We start from the raw sequence: 18457 nt of genomic DNA on the forward strand, positions 1-18457 counted from the left end.
CAAAGTTAATTAATTATAAACTGCGAAAGCTTTGTGCAAAATATTCTAAGAGATGCTTTTACTCATTAATTCAAAATATTGCTTAGGAGTCATTCCATATTGAGCTTTGAAGGCCCTGAAAAAATTTGAATAATCCCCAAAGCCGCATTGTTCATATACAGAAATAATGGGTAATCCATTTAAAATAAGATATTTGGCTTGAATCAATTTCTTTTGAACAATATATTTATGTAATGTTGTACCTGAGTACTTTTTGAATTCTCGTAAAAGATGATACTTGCTTAAATAAAATTGCTCCGAAAGCTTATCAATTGTAATTTCCTCATCTAAATGGCTATTAATATAATGAATAATTTGGTCAATCAAATTATTTTTTTTTATGTCTATGTCAAGCTTATTGTTGTTATTATAAATAAGCATATTTATATTTACTAAAAGTTCAATAATATAGGCTTTATTTAGCAGGTCACTGCCAAACCCCTTATAGTGTTCAAAAGCAATAATTTTTTGTAAAATTGATTTTATATTTTGCTGCATTTCAAAGCTTACTCTTACAACTGCTTCTTTATTAGGATCTTCAAAGCATTTAGCAAGATTAGTTTCAGCTGTAGATAAGCTCCCTAAAAATGATTTATTTATCCAAAGTACAATTCGTTCATAGGGAACCTTATGGTCATTAATAATTGCCTGATGCAGTTCCGTGGAATTGATTAGTATAATGTCACCGGGCTTTAATGAATATGTTTTTCCTTCTGTCAAATAGGTTACATTGCCAGATATGAAGAAATAAAATTCAATAAAATCGTGGTGGTGCAGGTTCACATGTTCAATAAATGTATCTGAATAATGAAATATCTCGTAGTCCTTAGAAAGCATATACTGTCGAGTTTGATAGCTATGATGCTTTTTTTTCATGTATAGGCTACCTTCTTTCTGTATTTTATGTTATAAATAGAATTAAAATACAAATATTACTAAGTTATTTGGTTTGAATCATCTGTCTAAAAGGATAGCTATAAAATAATTTTATATGCTATCCTGGAAATTTTATCACAGCAATTTTTGCAAGTCAAATAGCAATAAGAACAATATAAGATTATCTAATTTATTAGTATACTTTATATGTGTAGTTTATTGTTATAATCAACTTTCGCAAATAAAAATCTATAGGTGGGGAGAATTATCAGAAGTATCATTGGTTTGTTGCCAAAATAAATGAAATGGAATTAATAATACATATCTATGATCAAGATTTTAAATAGTTTGATTTTTTAGTAAACTAATTAATTTTAAGGGATTATAAACTTTTCATTTAATAAGGTTCGCCATACCTATAATCTTAAATGAAAGCAGATGCAAAATTATTTGTTTGGTTGGAGGTATTATATTGCTGGATGATTATTTTATACTAAGTGGCAATAATTCCAGGTTATTATATGACAAATTTGCAAAAAATGCTCCTATTTATGACTTCCATTGCCATCTTTCTGCAAAGGATATTTATGAAGATAAGCAATTTGAGGATATAGCTTCTATTTGGCTTGGATATGATCATTATAAATGGAGAGCCATGAGATATGCAGGAGTTCCAGAAAAATTTATTACAGGTAATCAGGACGGATTAGTAAAGTTTAAAAAGTGGGCAAAGACTTGTGAGAGGTTAATTGGAAGTCCCCTTTACCACTGGGCAAATATGGAGTTAAAAGCTTATTTCGGAGTTGATGAGTTTTTAAAAGAGAGTAATGCAGAAAGCGTATTTGATTTTTGTAATAATAAAATTAAGTTAGAAAAATTATCTCCTGTAAAAATGATAGAAAATTCAAAGGTTAAATTAATATGCACGACAGATGATCCAATTGATAGTCTTGAATATCATAGATTAATAAAAACAGAAGGTAAATATTCCTTCAAGGTCCTTCCTACATTTAGGCCTGATAAGGCGTTGGATATTCTAAAGGAAGGTTTTAGTGAGTATGTAGGAAAACTCTCTGAAAGCAGCAAGCTGAAGATTGAGACATATGAAGATATGATTAATGCTTTAAAGAATAGAATTCAATATTTTAAGCAGATTGGTTGTCTATTGTCTGACCATTCCTTGGAAAGCATGTCTTATAATTGTACAAATGCTGCAGAGGTAGAAAATATCTTCACTAACAGACTCAAAGGTAAAAAGATATCAATTGAAGAGGCAGAGAAATATAGAGTATTTACTCTTAAGCTTTTAGCAAATGAATATAAAAAGGCTGGGCTAGTAATGCAGCTTCATATAGGAGCTCTTAGAAATACAAATGAAGCAATGTTTAGCAAGATTGGAGCAGATACTGGCTTTGATATAATGAATGATTTTTCTATAGCAGAACCATTAGCAAGAATTCTCAACGATATGGATAGTTCAAAAGGATTGCCAAAGACAATACTGTATTCACTTAATGCAAAGGACAACCTTGTACTTTCTACGCTATGTCACTGCTACACAGAGGATGGAATACCTGGTAAGGTTCAATTTGGTGCGGCATGGTGGTTTAATGACCATAAGGAAGGAATTAGTTCACATTTGAGGTCTATTGCAAATCAAGGTATGCTGGCATATTTTGTTGGTATGCTGACGGATTCTAGGAGTTTTCTCTCATATGTAAGACATGATTATTTCAGGAGAATTCTTTGCAGCTTTATTGGTGAACTTGTAGATAATGGTGAATTTGATAATGATGAGAGGATACTAAAGGAATTGATTGAAGGCATATGCTATGAAAATATAAAATGCTATTTGGACTTGGTGGAGTAAGAATGAAACTCAGCCTTTCCTGCTCAAAATCTATAGGCACTCAAACATATTAATGGTTTTTTGCGAAAGTGTATAAATACCTTTTAAGAAGCCTTTTAAATATTGCTCAAACTTATCAATGGTTAGTTGACAAAGGTAAAGTTTATGTGGTTTGGTATAGTGTTACAGAGAGCAAACTTATCAATGGTTAGTTGAGAAAGATAAAGTTTATGTGGCTTGGTATAGTGTTATAGAGTTTAAACTTGTCATTGGTTTATTGCTAAAAAACATAAAAGTATAGTTGGCGCTTACTTTGTGAACTTTATATTTAGTTGAATAATGAATTTTATAATGTGAGATAAATAATGGATAGTAGATTTTGTATAATAGTAGATTTTGCATATAGGATTGACAATTATAGGAGGACATATAAATGAATGAAATACTAAAGAAAATTTCTTTAATTGGCATAGTGCCAGTTATTAAGATTAATGATGCAGAAAAGGCGGTACCGCTTGCAAAAGCATTAAGTGATGGTGGCATTCCTACAGCAGAAATTACCTTCAGAACAGAGCAAGCGGAAGAAGCAATAAATCGAATTACAAAGAATGTGCCTGATATGCTTGTGGGTGCTGGTACAGTTTTGACTACTGAACAGGCTGACCGTGCTATTAATGCAGGAGCTAAGTTTATTGTCAGTCCAGGTTTTAATCCTAAGGTAGTGGAACACTGTGTAAGAAAAGGAGTTCCCATTACTCCGGGATGTTCAAATCCTAGTGATATTGAACAGGCTATAGAGTTTGGATTAGACGTAGTAAAGTTTTTCCCAGCAGAGGCATTAGGTGGAGTTAAAATGCTAAAAGCACTTTCAGGGCCATATGGCAATATTAGCTTTATACCAACAGGAGGGATTGATGCAACTAATATTAAGGAATACCTTTCCTTTTCAAAGGTTATTGCCTGTGGTGGAAGCTGGATGGTACCAGAAAATTTAATTAAACAAGGAAACTTTGAAAAAATAACAATTCTTGCACGAGAGGCAATAGAGAGTATACTTGGCTTTAAAATTTCACATGTTGGTATAAACTGTGAAAATGAGGAACAGGCAGGTGGAGTTGCAGTAAGCTTTTCAAAATTGCTGAACCTTGACCTCTACAATGGAAGCACATCAATATTTGCAGGTAATTCTGCAGGAAATATTATTGAAGTTATGAAAACACCAAATAGAGGTAAGCACGGACACATTGCAATTAAAACAAATTATATAGATAGAGCGGTTAATTATATGACTAGCAGGGGTTATAAATTTGACCAATCAACTGCTAAGTATGATTCAAATAATAAATTGCGTGACATTTATATAGAAAACGAGATAGGTGGTTTTGCAATACATTTAGTACAGCAATAGTAACTAAATTGCATACAAAACATATAATCAAGCTTTGCACATGAATTCTACTGGTGTATTGATCTAGTTAGTATAATACATTGTGATGATATAGTGCATCTTGGATTATATAAACTGATATTGTTGCTATATGCATACTAGTATAAAAAGGATGGTAGAATACTATGAAGAAAGTGGTAACTTTTGGGGAATTAATGTTAAGGTTGGCGCCAAACGGCTATTTACGTTTTGTACAGGCTGACTCTTTTGAGGCAACTTATGGAGGTGGAGAGGCCAATGTAGCAGTCTCTCTTTCCAATTTCGGAGTGGATGTAAAATTTATCACAAAGCTGCCAGCACATGAGATTGGACAAGCAGCGGTAAATTCATTAAGAAAATATGGAGTTGATACATCTGGTATAGCTAGAGGAGGAGCAAGAGTAGGTATATATTATCTAGAAAAGGGTGCATCACAAAGACCTTCAAAAGTTATATATGATAGAGCATTTTCCGCAATATCATTGGCTGAACCTAAGGATTTTAACTGGGATGAAATATTTGAGGATGTAGAGTGGTTTCACTTTACAGGAATAACACCGGCACTTAGTAGTGGTGTAGCAGATATTTGTCTTGAGGCATGTAAAAAAGCCAAAGAAAAGGGAATAAGGGTAAGCCTTGATCTCAATTACAGAAAAAACCTTTGGTCGCCAGAGAAGGCGCAAGAGGTTATAACAAAATTAACTCCATATATAGATGTTTGTATTGCTAATGAAGAGGATGCAGAAAAGGTATTTGGAATAAAGGCAGACAATACAGACATTACAGGTGGAAAAATAAATTATGAAGGCTACAAGCAGGTTGCAGAAAAATTGGTTCAGAAATATGGTTTTAAGATGGTGGCAACTACCTTAAGAGAAAGCATTTCAGCAAGTGACAACAATTGGTCAGCAATGCTTTATGATGGAAAGGAATTTTATTTTTCAAAGAAATACAGTGTTCATATTGTAGATAGAGTAGGTGGGGGAGATTCCTTTGGAGCAGGTTTAATTTATTCTCAGTTAAATAATTTTACTCCACAGGAATCAATAGAGTTTGCAGTTGCAGCTAGCTGTTTAAAGCATACCATTGAAGGGGATTTCAACCTTATGTCGGTGGCTGAGGTTAAAGCTCTTGCAAGTGGAGATGCTTCTGGCAGAGTGCAAAGATAATAGAAATATTATGAAAAGGTGAAGTTTGAGACTTAGAACATGGTTACTTAAGGTTTAAAAGATAGATAGCCAATGGAACATACCAATATTTAAATGTTGTCTATTTAGCTTCTAAATTTAATCGTACAGCACATGATGATTCTTTCGCACTAAACTATATGTGAAAGATAACTATTTAGTTTTAATTATTAAAAAGGACATGGTGAAATGGGAAAATACTCTTTATGTAGTACATACTTTAGAACTTTACCTGAAGGTTGGGTAAATAATGGATTTATTATTAATAAAGGCTTACAAAGTCCAGCTTGCGGAGGAACAAATATAACTGCATACTGGGATATATATTCAACCTTGGATGCTCATATTTTAAGAGCAAGAGTAAGGATTGCAGATAAAAAATCCTCCTTTGCTTTATTTAAAAAATATCATACCCAGGGTGGAATAGGAATTATAGACTGTGAAAAGAAGCAGCTGAACTTATACAAGCCGTGGCTAGGAGAAGAAATACCTGAAATGGTGACAAGTGCTCCTATTACATTTGAAATAGTAGAAAACAGAGAATACATAGTCAGCTACGAAAAAGAAAACGGAAGCTTTCATAGACTGAAGATAACAGATACGGTTACAGGTCAAAGCAGTGAAGTTACCTATCTTAATAGCAATTATCCTTTCGGAGATTATGCTGGAAAGCAATGGGGAGCACCTGGAATAATGTTTTTAAGCGGAAATATACTTGTAAAAAAGTTTGAATTTATTTCTGAGGCAGCGCAAGATAGCAAAATTATGATATTTGGTGACAGCATTACAGAAGGACATGGAATGGACAATAACAGAGCTACTTACCACGAGAGATGCTGTGCTAAGGTACGTGATTGCGTAAATGGCAGCTGCGTTATTAGTGGAAGAGGAAGCGGAGATAGCGCAGATTTACTTGCTAGAATGGATTTTGACTTAGAAAAATTTAATCCCCAATATGTGGTTGTGATTATTGGAACAAATGACACTGACATAAATATATGGAAGGAAAACATAGAAAAAGCAGTTTTGAAAATCAGAAATAAGGGTGCTGAGCCAATTATATGTGTACCTCCAGTTGGGGGAGAATTAATTCCACAAATAGCAGAATACTTAACCGACAAGGATTTTACTGTTGTAAGAATGGATTATGCTACGAGCGTTAACCATGATGGGATAACTCAGGACACAACATTGTTTTTAGACTCCTTGCATCCTAATACTTTCGGAAATCAAAGAATGTATAACCAGCTTTTGATAGATGCACCTGAAATTTTTGAATAGTGAGGATTTTAAATTATGAAGTTAAACAAAAATGATATACGCAGCTTAGAGCTGTGGGGAAATACTGGTATTAAAATGCCAAAATTTGATTATCAGCAGATGGTTTCAAAGACAATTGAAAGCCCTACTTGGGTGCATTTTGGAGCGGGAAATATTTTTAGAGGCTTTATTGCTGCTTTGCAGCACAAGTTACTAGACTTTGGTAAAGCAGAGACTGGGATAATTGCTGTAGAAACATTTGATTTTGAGATTATAGACAGAATTTATAAACCCCATGATAATCTAAGTATATTAGTACATATGAATTCAGATGGAAGTCTTGAAAATAAAGTTGTTGCAAGTATATCAGAGAGTTTGGTGGGAGATGCATCAAGAGAACAGGATTGGAAAAGATTAAAGGAAATATTCTGTAAGCCATCATTGCAAATGGTTAGCTTTACTATTACAGAAAAGGGATATTCACTTACAGGAACGTCAGGTGAGTATCTGCCTGATGTAAAGCACGATATTGAAAATGGCTTTACAGCGTCTAAAAATTTAATATCAAAAATATGTTCATTGCTGTATGAAAGGTTTTTATGCGGTGAACTTCCTATTGCAATGGTTAGCATGGATAATTGTTCCCACAATGGAGAGATTCTTCAAAATGCAATACTGAATATAGCGAAATGCTGGGTTGAAAAAGGATTCGTTGACAATAAATTTTTAGATTATCTCAATAATACATCAAAGGTATCATTTCCGTGGTCAATGATTGATAAAATTACACCTAGACCATCTGATGCGGTTCGTAATAAATTATTAGAACTTGGTCTTGAGGAAATTGAGATAGTTAAAACAAGTAAAAACACATTTATTTCACAATTTGTTAATGCTGAAAAGCCACAATATTTAGTAATTGAAGATAATTTCCCAAATGGTCGCATGAAGTTGGAAGAAGCAGGAGTAATGTTTACAGACAGGAATACTGTTGAGAGGGTAGAAAGAATGAAAGTAACTACCTGTTTAAATCCATTACATACTGCGTTGGCTATTTTTGGTAATCTTCTTGGCTACAAGCTTATTGCAGATGAGATGAAGAATCCGTTGCTTAAAAAACTTATTGAAAAAATAGGTTATGATGAGGGAATGCCAGTAGTTGTTAATCCGGGGATATTAGAACCAGTTACTTTTATTAAAGAGGTTATTGAAGAAAGGCTTCCTAATCCTTATATACCTGATACACCACAGAGAATTGCATGTGATACTTCTCAGAAAATTCCTGTCAGGTTTGGAGAAACATTAAAAACATATATCAGTCATCCAACCTTAGATGTAAAAAGCTTGACATATATTCCTTTAACAATAGCGGCTTGGTGCAGATATTTAATGGGAATAGATGATAATGGCGATTTAATGGAACTGAGCCCAGATCCCATGCTAGATGAGTTAAAGGAACATGTAAAGGGAATAGAATTGGGAAATGCAGAATCTGTTGGCAATAAGCTAAGACCAATATTATCAAATGACAGAATATTTGGCTGTAATCTTTATGATATTGGAATTGGAGTTAAGGTTGAGAACTACTTTAGAGAAATGATTGCAGAGAAAAATGCAGTAAAAGCAGTTTTGGAAAAATATTTAGGATAAGAATACTGATGGGGAGATGATATCTGTTGAAGATGACATTTAGATGGTTTGGTGAAAAGGATGATAGTGTAACACTGGAGCAAATTAGACAAATTCCAGGTTCTCCTAGTATAGTAGGTGCTTTGTATGATGTTCCTGTGGGAGATGCTTGGAGTTTAGAAAAGGTGCAAGAACTGAAAAATACTGTTGAAAAGGCAGGATTGAAGCTTGAGGTTATTGAAAGTGTTAATGTTCATGAAGACATTAAGCTAGGACTTCCCTCTAGAGATAAATATATTGAAAACTACAAGGAATCCATTAGGAACTTAGGTAAGATTGGGGTAAAAGTAATATGCTATAACTTCATGCCAGTATTTGATTGGCTCAGAACTGAACTTGCAATGAAATTGGAGGATGGTTCTGAAGCAATGGCTTATGATGACAGCATAGTACAAAAGCTAGACCCTGTAAAAATGGTGGAAGATATGGCCACTAACTCAAACGGCTATGTCCTTCCAGGTTGGGAACCATATAGACTTAAGGAACTAAAGGATACACTTGAAAAATACAAGGATATTGATGAAGAAAAGCTGTTTGAAAACCTAAAATACTTTCTTGAGAATATTATTCCAGTATGTGAAGAGGTTGATGTAAAAATGGCAATTCATCCTGATGATCCACCATGGTCTCTTTTTGGTTTGCCAAGAATAGTAACAAATAAAGAAAATCTTAATAGGCTTGTAAAGCTTGTTGATAGTCCATATAATGGGTTGACTCTGTGCAGCGGTTCCTTGGGTTCAAACCCTAAGAATAACATACCAGAGTTAATTAGACATTTTGGTTCAATGGGCAGGATTCATTTTGGGCATGTAAGAAACCTGAAATTTGTATCAGATAAGAAATTTCATGAGTCATCACATCTATCATCTGATGGTTCTTTTGATATGTTTGAAATTATGAAAGCATATCATGACATAGGCTTTGAGGGATATATTCGTCCTGACCATGGAAGAATGATTTGGGGAGAGAAAGCGAGACCTGGTTATGGATTATATGATAGAGCATTAGGTGTTGCTTATTTAAATGGTTTGTGGGAAGCAATAGATAATATGAAGAAGCAATAAGTGATAGTTAAGTATTAGCAGTTTACTTAAGAATTAATGGGATTATTTTGGGAGAAGTTTATTTGAAGCAGTATTTATAAAGCAGTACATATAAGTTGGAGGACTAATGAGAAGATTAAGAGAAAAGAAAAAAGAATTAGCTGCAGTTGGATATAATTGTTGGCTTGAGTACCAAAAACAAGAAAACAATATGTTGATACATGAATACGCTGAGTTATGCCGAAATATCGTGATATGTGAAGACTCTGATATTATCAAAAATGCACTTGACGAGCTGAGAAAAGGTATAAGAATGTTACTGAATATAAAACCTTTAGTATCAGCTGAACCTAAAATAAAATCATACCTATTAATAGGAACTTTTGCTGAAAATAATAGGGTGGGTTCTTTTTTAGAAGCAGACGAGAAGGAGAAAATAGGTGATGAGGGCTTCATCATAAAACTGATTAATACCAATGAAGATAGGATATTGGTTATTGCAGGCAAGTCTCCTAAAGGAGTACTTTATGGAGTATTTGATTTTATAAGGGCTATACAGACACAGAGGGAGCAAAGCAGTATATTGAGAATTGAAAATCCTGTAAATCAGCTTCGTATCCTCAATCATTGGGACAATATAGACGGAAGCATTGAGAGAGGCTATGCTGGTGAATCCATTTTCTTTAAGAATAATAAAATTATAAAAAGACTAGATAGGATAAGGGATTATGCTAGAATTTTAGCTTCTATCGGTATAAATGGAGTAGTAATTAATAATGTAAATGTACATAAGTATGAGACAAATTTAATAACTAGTACCTATTTGCCCGATGTTTCAAGACTAGCTGATTTGTTTAGAGAGTATGGAATTAAGCTGTATCTTAGTATCAATTATGCTAGTCCCATGCAGATTGGAAAACTTACTACCGCCGACCCATTAGATGACAACGTTAGAGAGTGGTGGGATAAAAAGATTGAAGAAATTTATAAATATATTCCTGATTTTGGAGGCTTTCTGGTAAAGGCCGATTCTGAACATAGACCTGGTCCTTTTACCTATGGACGTAACCATGCAGATGGTGCAAATATGTTGGCAAGGCCGTTAAATAAACATGGTGGTATTGTAATTTGGAGATGTTTTGTTTATAATTGTATGCAAGACTGGAGAGATTACAGCATTGATAGAGCAAAGGCAGCTTATGATAATTTTATGCCTCTTGACGGTGATTTTGACAGCAATGTATTACTTCAAATCAAAAACGGCCCAATGGACTTTCAGGTACGTGAGCCAGTGTCACCGCTTTTTGGTGGTTTACAAAAGACAAATCAAGCAATGGAGTTCCAAATAACTCAGGAATATACTGGACAGCAAAAGCATTTGTGTTATCTTGTTCCTATGTGGAAGGAGATACTTGAATTTGATACATATGCAAAAGGAAAAAACACACTTGTAAAGAATATTATAAGTGGCTCTGCTTTTAATAATAAATATGGTGGAATTGCAGGTGTTGCCAATATTGGTGATAATCCAAACTGGACAGGCTTACAGCTGGCACAGTCCAACCTTTATGGCTTTGGGCGGCTTGCTTGGAATCCAGATTTGACAGTGGAGCAAATAACTGATGAATGGATAAGAATGACTTATTCAAACAATGAGATTGTTGTTGATGTTATTTCTGAAATGCTGCTTAGTTCATGGAGAATTTATGAAAACTATACTTCACCTTTAGGGATTGGCTGGATGGTAAATCCAAATCATCACTATGGACCTAATGTGGATGGCTATGAATATGACAAGTGGGGAACTTATCATAGGGCAGACCTTAAGGGAATTGGTGTTGATAGAACGGTAAAGACAGGTACTGGCTACATTGGACAGTATCATAAGGAAGTAGCAGAAATGTATGAAAAAGTAGAAACCTGTCCTGAGGAATTATTATTGTTTTTCCATCACATTCCATATACCTATAGATTACAATCAGGAGAAACTTTAATTCAATATATTTATAATACTCACTTTAAAGGAGTAGAACAAGTAATTGAACTAAAAAACAAATGGCTTGGACTTAAGGGAATGATTGGTGAAGAACTGTTCAAGCATGTGTCTGAGAGATTAGATGGGCAGATTGAACATTCAAAGGAGTGGAGAGATGTGATTAATACCTACTTCTTTAGAAAAACAGGCATTAAGGACCAGCTAGGCAGAACAATTTATTAACTATGGTTATATAACCAAGACGGAAATCCATCTTCTGTTCTTGATTATCATAATATATTACTTTTCTATAATTTTTCAAAAAACACAAACTAACAAGGCGATTAGGCGCATCTAAACCTTGAGGGTTTGTGTTTTTTGTTTCATATATTTTAATATAGGCGTCTTATAAACCTGACTTAAGATTACGATACTCACCTGGGTTTATACTAACATATTTTTTGAAAAATCTATTAAAACTTTGTTTGTTGTTATATCCAAGACTTAGTGCAATATCATTAATGCTCATATTTGTCTGGCGGAGTAGGCGCTGAGCTTCTTCTATTCGCATATTATTAATATAATTAACGATATTTTCTCCTGTTGCATCATTAAATATCTTTCTTACATGAGAATAGCTTAATCCTACATAATCTGCCAAAGTATTAATAGCAATATCCTGTTTATAGTTTTTATGGATATAGTCCATTATTTTTGCAATATGGGAAGTGTCATCAACCTTTACTTTCTCACAGTATTCTATTATCTGAAGAAAAATATTAGCTAGGAACAAACCTGTCTCATCAAGAGTTTCTATTTCAGCAAGCTTGCTATAAATATTAAAATCATTTCCGAAAATCTTACTTACGCTTATGTTCAAATTTAGCAGATACTTAATTATGCTTCCTAATAGCTGATTTAAAATGAGCATTGTATTATCATAGGTAAGTTCCTTGTTGTTCTTTATTTCATTAATAAAATCATTTACAGAGGCAAGCACAGCTTCTTTTGAGCCTACGTCAACATTGTTCAATATTTGCTTTTCTAAAGTAAAAGGATAGTAATATTTACTATTAGAACAAATGAAGTCTTTAGCATAAAATAAAACCTTCTCATATCCTAATATAAATTTGTGATTTAATAGAGCCTGTGCTTCATTGTAAGAGGTTCTGACCTTGTCAAGGCTGTCGTATATATTTCCAATACATACAGTAATAGTGGTTTCTATAACCTTTGCTGCTTCTTTTTGAATGGTTTGGAAATACTCATTTAATAATGTATATTCTTGGGCTATATCCATATCATTAGAATTTACGATAATAACTATTTTGTTTCCATCCATAACAATACCTTCACAAGCAAAGGGAACACTTAATATTTCTAATGATAAATTTAAAATAGCAGTTTTTAAATAATATTGGTCTTCATAAGAGAAATTTTCAATAAAATCTTTATATCTATCAATAGTGATTATGCAGCATGTAAAGTTTTTGTAGGGGAATAATTCTGATTGCTCGTCGTATTCATTATCAGACAGATGTAGTCCTCTTAGTATACTTAGTATATAATTTTCTTTAAGATTTTTTTTGCTTTTTTCAAGGGTTCTGAATAGTTTATCCTCTTCTTTAATCATTGCGTCAAAGGTTTTAGACAAAATAGTAAATTCGTTTTCGTTCTCAAAGTCTATACCTTTTACACTCTTTATTTGTTGAGCCAGTTTTTTTATTGGATTATAGATTTTGCGTGAAATTATATAAGACAAAAAGATGCCTAAAATTAATAACCCAATTGAAATATAAATAAAATTTAATCTTAATGTGTTTACTTTATTGTAAAGGGTATCAAGAGAAAATACACCTACATAAATCCAACTATTCCTGCTTGACTTATAATATGTAACTAAACAATTTTTATTGTCTACATCCTGTATAAAATACCCTTCATTATTATCAGTTTTTAATATTTTCGAGATGTATGGCTTACTAGATATGTTTGAGGATATCAATGACTTATCAACATGTGATATTACATCTCCATCCATATTAATGATACTGATATTATCATTTGAATTTGAATTGTTGCTGTTTAAATGCTCACATAAAGAGTTTTCGTATATGTTAATTGCGATAGAACCTCTAAGCTTTGTTGTATAGGGGGTTAGAGGAAAAATATATGACATGATATATGTATTTCTTATACCGTTACTATCAATAGACCTTGGACTAATCCAAGAAATTGGCTCTTTTAAATTTTTGTACTTCAAATATTGCTCAATCCAACTTTTATCCTGAAAGTCATCTTTTTGATATATACCATTGCTAGTAATAATATAGTCAAAATTATCAAGATTAATATATATTGAGGAATAAAGGCTATTGGTTTCAACAATATGAGATAGTGTTCCTAATAGCCTAATAAGCATTAGGTTGTCATCGCTTTTGCTTAATATAGAATTTATATCATTAACACCGTATAGATTATTTAACTGTTCATTAAGTGAAAGATTTATAATGTCATTGCTAATAGTTTGAGATATTAAGTCTGTAATATTTTCTGCTACTTTTAATTCTCCGATACCGGATTTACTTATTTCGGCCTCAGAGTATTTCATAATAGAATAATTAAATATAGATGTTATAAGGATTACTGGTATTATTATAAAAAGAGAAAATACAATAAATTGTTTTACAATTAATGAACGATTTTTCATCATCAACCCCACCTTGTTTTATCCCTTAGATTATAGTATACGTGAATTGATAAAGTCAAATAATATCATATCAACCGATAATTTGAAGCCAATGCTTCGCTAAAAATGAATAGCAGATTTAGACCAAAGCGCTTGTTCTAAGATTACTTAATTATTTTTAAAACCATAGAGTATCTTTTAATCTGCCTAAAATGTATTCATATCTGTGCAGATTATGTTTGCGAATTTCTATAATGCTTTGAAAAGGTCATTTACCAATGTGTAAATATCTCATGATATCGGGCAATATTTTGAGTTTGGAAGCCTGCTTTTACCAATGAGAAACGCAAACCTGATTGCAAGGTTTTGCTGCACGAGAAAGCAGCATTGGCACAAAGGTATTTTTGCGCTTATCATAAAATAAATAAAAACCAAGCTTGTCCCCAATGATATAAAAATTAGTGGGTCTGAAAGAATGATAAATATTGCGACGACAGCTATTAAATATGTTTGAATTTTATAAATTGATTTAGAAATATTTAATATTAATTATTAGTATCAAAATTAATTATTTATTTGCTATATAACTATTTTACCAGCTTTCATTTGAATAATAAAAGTAAATCATGAGTAAAAATGAATTATGTTATTAAATGTCATTCTTGAAGTATGTTTTACAAGTGGTAAAATGAATTCATAAAATTGAGTTGATACATATATGAATTATTCGTGCACTATGAATTTAGAATATAGACAGGAGGAGGTTCAATTTATATGGATAAGGCTAATGTTGTTGTATCAAAAGCTCAAACATTTATTCCTCAAAAGAAAGGGTTTATGTACTACTTAAAAAGGGATAAATATTTATATCTCCTTTTAATATTTCCTGTTGCATACTTTGTTATATTCAAGTATTTGCCAATGTATGGGGTAGTTATTGCTTTTAAAGAATACAATATATTTTTACCAGTATGGGAAAGCCCTTGGATTGGTTTTGATGCTTTCAAAGAAGTTTTTAGAACCAATGATTTTTGGAGAGCATTGAGAAATACTTTTATGCTCAATGGTCTAGACCTGCTTTTGGGATTCCCTGCACCTATAATTCTTGCAATAATTATTAATGAATTAAGGTCAAAGTGGTTTAAGAGAGTTTCTCAAACAATGCTGTACCTTCCCCATTTCTTATCATGGGTAATAATAGGAGGAATGGTACTTCAAATATTCGCACCCAACTTTGGTTTGATAGATAATATAGTTAAGTCATTAGGATTTGAATCAATTCCTTTCTTAACAGAGAAGTGGCCTTGGGTAGCTACCTATACAGCAGTTGGAATATGGCAAAATGCTGGATGGGGAATGATAATATATCTTGCAGCTATTGCTGGTATAAACTCAGAATTATATGAGGCTGCTGAAGTGGATGGGGCTGGTAGGTTGCGAAGAATTTGGAATATTACTCTTCCTTGTATAAGAGGTACTATAATTATCTTATTCATATTAAACATAGGCAGAATATCCATGATAGGCTTTGATCGTCCGTTTATTCTTGGAAATGCTTCAGTTAAGGATTTTTCTGATGTAATTAGTACATATGTTTATAGAGTTGGTCTGCAATCATCAAGATATAATATAGCTACTGCTGTTGGACTATTCCAGTCGCTTGTTGGGTTAGTATTTTTGACAGTTTCAAACTATATAACCAATAAAAGCGGTGAAGAAGGTATCTGGTAAAAGAAAGGGGGATCTTTATGGGGGCCAAAGTTAGTAACAAAATTTTTGATTTCTTTATTATTTTAATAACTAGTATTTCTGCTCTTTTATGTTTGCTGCCTTTAGTAAACGTATTAGCTACATCATTGAGTTCTACTTCGGCGATTCTGGCTTCTAAGGTTTATTTTCTGCCAGTAGAAACTACATTTGAGTCGTATAAAGCTCTGTTAAGAGATAATTCTATGATATGGTCACTTGTATTTACAACTTTATTAACAGTGGGATACACTGCACTTGCTATGCTACTAACTATATGTGCTGCATATCCGCTTACTAAAAAGAGATTAAAGGGAAGAAATGCCATTTTGTTAATGATTATCTTTACAATGTATTTTAGTGGTGGAATAATTCCTGAGTATATCCTTGCAAAAAATTTAAACATAATAAACACAGTATGGAGTTTAGTTCTGCCTGGAGCAATAAGTGCTTATAACTTAATTGTTTTAAAATCTTTCTTTACTTCATTACCAGATAGCCTTGAAGAGTCTGCTATTCTTGATGGCTGTAATGATATAGGTGTTCTTTTTAGGATTGTATTGCCTTTGTCTAAGCCAGTACTTGCAACATTAAGCCTTTTCTATGCAGTAGGTAAATGGAATAGCTTTATGGATGCGTTGTTTTACATAACAGATTCTAAATTATATCCTTTACAATTGAAGCTATATCAGATTATTGTAAATAGCCAAGGAATTGATGCTTCAATAGGTGAAAATAATATGTCTCAAAATGTACTGCCTGAAAGTCTCGAAGCTGCTTGTGTTATTTTTGCTACAGTGCCCATTATTCTAGTGTATCCATGGCTTCAGAAGTACTTTGTTACCGGTATAATGGTGGGTTCTGTAAAGGGATAATGATGTGGTATAAAATTTTTGGCTATATGCCAATTATTTATAAAAAATAGAATTTTTGGAGGAGATTTTGATGAAAAATGCAAAAATTAGAATTGCTAGTTGTGCACTTTTACTTTCCATTGGATTGTCAACATTAGTTGGCTGTGGTGGCGGTTCATCAGAACAAGCTAGTACAAGTGGAAGTTCTCCAGATTCTGCTAAGAAAGCAGATCCTGTAGAACTCACAGTCGAAGTTTTTGACAGAGCAACACCTGGATATCAAGCAGATAATAATTTCCAAACAAAATGGATCCAGGATAATTTTGGTACACCAAACAACATTAATATGAAATTCATTCCTATTCTTAGGACACAGGAAGTTGAAAAGCTGAACGTACTTATGGCTGCAAACCAGGCTCCTGACATCTGTTTTACTTACAATGACGGTGTAATATACAACTATGTTAAGAGTGGTGGTCTTACAGATTTAGGACCAATATTAGATGAGTATGGTACAAACCTGAAAAAATACCTTGGTGATGAATTACTTAGCTATGGTAAGTTTGATGGAAAACAATTAGCAGTTCCTGCTAAAAGAGTTATTGAGGGTTGTTTCGCAGCATACATACGTAAAGACTGGCTAGATAAAGTAGGTTTGCCTGTACCTAAGACTACTGAAGAGTGGTACACTGCTATGAAAGCTTTTGCAGATAAAGATCCAGGCGGATTGGGTGACAAGAATATACCTTTTGCTATTTGGGCTGACCCTAACAATATTAACTGGACATCATCAATGCTATTAGAGTCATTTAAAGAGAAAATCACTGAAGAACAGAGAATGACATTGCCAAACTGGGTAGTTCCTGGCTTTAAAGAGGGAATGAGATTCATGAACAAGCTTTATAGCGAAGGTATCATAAGCCCTCAGTTTACTTTAGATAAAGATGGAAAGCAGATGGAAAAAGATATTGCACAAGGAAGAGTAGGATTTATCATTAACTCATATGATTTCCCATTAAGACCTGTTCCTGGTGTATTAACAGAGTTACAGAAGAACATTCCAGGTGCAGATTTCATAGAATGTGATCCATTTACAAACTATGAAGGAAAACATCCAAAAATGAAGTATAATCCAAATGGATTATATATAGTAGTTCCAAAGTCAAGCAAACGTGCTGTAGAAGCTATTAAGTACCTTGAGTGGATGTCTGATCCTGAAGTTCTAAAATTCTTACAGAATGGTATTAAGGGTGAACAGTATACTGATGAACAAGATGGTATTCCACTAAACTTCTTTACAAACGATCAGCTACCTGATGATAAGAAAGCTAACTTTACAGATTTATCAATCATTGTTAACGGTAAAGAATTTGGTGACCAAGAAAGGAATATTAAATCAGCTTCTTATGGATACCCTGGATTTGAGGACCGTTTCCAGAAGGCTTATGAGATTTCTTTGACAGATGCAAACTATATGCCACACTTTGATTCAGTTATTGAATCTCAAGCTAAGTATTCAAAAACATTAGCTGACAAGGATGTAGAAATATTCGTTAAATCTATTACTTGTAAGCCAGCAGACTTTGATAAGACATACGATTCACTTGTTGCTGATTATATGAAAGCAGGCGGACAGGAAATAGTTGATGAGAAGTTAAATATACTTAAATCAGCTAAATAATTAAGTGATATTATAAAATAGGGCACCTATAATTTGCTGTTGCAGGGCTAATAATCAGTTAGTCTGCAACAGCTTCTTTTTACTACAATATAAGTTGCTGCCAACAATTATAAGAATTCTGAAAAGCTGTTTAAAGCTATGAA

General features: G+C 33.0%; 12 protein-coding genes. 10 read left to right on the forward strand and 2 right to left on the reverse strand.

What is annotated here, in order from left to right; all coding sequences use genetic code 11:
- Nucleotides 1-45: 45 nt before the first annotated feature.
- Entirely contained in the window at nt 46-915 is an 870-nt protein-coding gene (locus EHE19_RS02095; RefSeq protein WP_137697699.1) for an AraC family transcriptional regulator, read from the reverse strand.
- 472 nt (nt 916-1387) lie between these two features.
- Between EHE19_RS02095 and uxaC the strand changes: the two genes are divergently transcribed.
- The 7 genes from uxaC (at nt 1388) to EHE19_RS02130 (ending at nt 11587) form a co-directional block, all read left to right on the forward strand.
- Nucleotides 1388-2785 carry a glucuronate isomerase gene (gene uxaC, locus EHE19_RS02100; RefSeq protein WP_137697700.1) on the forward strand — a complete coding sequence of 466 codons (1398 nt, stop codon included), beginning with the start codon at nt 1388-1390 and terminating at the stop codon, nt 2783-2785.
- A gap of 412 nt (nt 2786-3197) precedes the next feature.
- Nucleotides 3198-4172: a bifunctional 4-hydroxy-2-oxoglutarate aldolase/2-dehydro-3-deoxy-phosphogluconate aldolase gene (locus tag EHE19_RS02105; protein ID WP_137697701.1), complete on the forward strand. Its 975-nt coding sequence runs from the start codon at nt 3198-3200 to the stop codon at nt 4170-4172.
- A gap of 164 nt (nt 4173-4336) precedes the next feature.
- A complete protein-coding gene (locus EHE19_RS02110) occupies nt 4337-5359 on the forward strand; it encodes a sugar kinase (RefSeq protein WP_137697702.1) in 1023 nt (340 codons plus the stop codon).
- Between the two features lie 207 nt (nt 5360-5566).
- Nucleotides 5567-6658, forward strand: a complete 1092-nt coding sequence (locus tag EHE19_RS02115) for an SGNH/GDSL hydrolase family protein (protein ID WP_137697703.1) — start codon at nt 5567-5569, stop codon at nt 6656-6658.
- Nucleotides 6659-6673: 15 nt separating this feature from the next.
- Nucleotides 6674-8287 carry a mannitol dehydrogenase family protein gene (locus EHE19_RS02120; protein WP_137697704.1) on the forward strand — a complete coding sequence of 538 codons (1614 nt, stop codon included), beginning with the start codon at nt 6674-6676 and terminating at the stop codon, nt 8285-8287.
- A gap of 26 nt (nt 8288-8313) precedes the next feature.
- Entirely contained in the window at nt 8314-9390 is a 1077-nt protein-coding gene (uxuA, locus tag EHE19_RS02125; RefSeq protein WP_137697705.1) for a mannonate dehydratase, read from the forward strand.
- Nucleotides 9391-9496: 106 nt separating this feature from the next.
- A complete protein-coding gene (locus EHE19_RS02130; protein ID WP_137697706.1) occupies nt 9497-11587 on the forward strand; it encodes an alpha-glucuronidase family glycosyl hydrolase in 2091 nt (696 codons plus the stop codon).
- Nucleotides 11588-11750: 163 nt separating this feature from the next.
- Here the strand turns inward: EHE19_RS02130 and EHE19_RS02135 are convergent, their stop codons facing one another.
- Nucleotides 11751-14054 carry a helix-turn-helix domain-containing protein gene (locus EHE19_RS02135; protein WP_244648313.1) on the reverse strand — a complete coding sequence of 768 codons (2304 nt, stop codon included), beginning with the start codon at nt 14052-14054 and terminating at the stop codon, nt 11751-11753.
- Between the two features lie 753 nt (nt 14055-14807).
- On the opposite strand from EHE19_RS02135, the gene EHE19_RS02140 reads away from it, so the two are divergent.
- The 3 genes from EHE19_RS02140 (at nt 14808) to EHE19_RS02150 (ending at nt 18314) form a co-directional block, all read left to right on the forward strand.
- Complete coding sequence (locus tag EHE19_RS02140) at nt 14808-15764, forward strand: ABC transporter permease (protein WP_137697708.1); 957 nt, start codon at nt 14808-14810, stop codon at nt 15762-15764.
- A 17-nt stretch (nt 15765-15781) separates the two neighbouring features.
- Complete coding sequence (locus tag EHE19_RS02145; protein ID WP_137697709.1) at nt 15782-16654, forward strand: carbohydrate ABC transporter permease; 873 nt, start codon at nt 15782-15784, stop codon at nt 16652-16654.
- Between the two features lie 70 nt (nt 16655-16724).
- Nucleotides 16725-18314: an extracellular solute-binding protein gene (locus EHE19_RS02150; protein WP_137697710.1), complete on the forward strand. Its 1590-nt coding sequence runs from the start codon at nt 16725-16727 to the stop codon at nt 18312-18314.
- Nucleotides 18315-18457: the final 143 nt, after the last annotated feature.

Source organism: Ruminiclostridium herbifermentans (genome assembly GCF_005473905.2).
Lineage (GTDB): Bacteria > Bacillota > Clostridia > Acetivibrionales > DSM-1351 > Ruminiclostridium > Ruminiclostridium herbifermentans.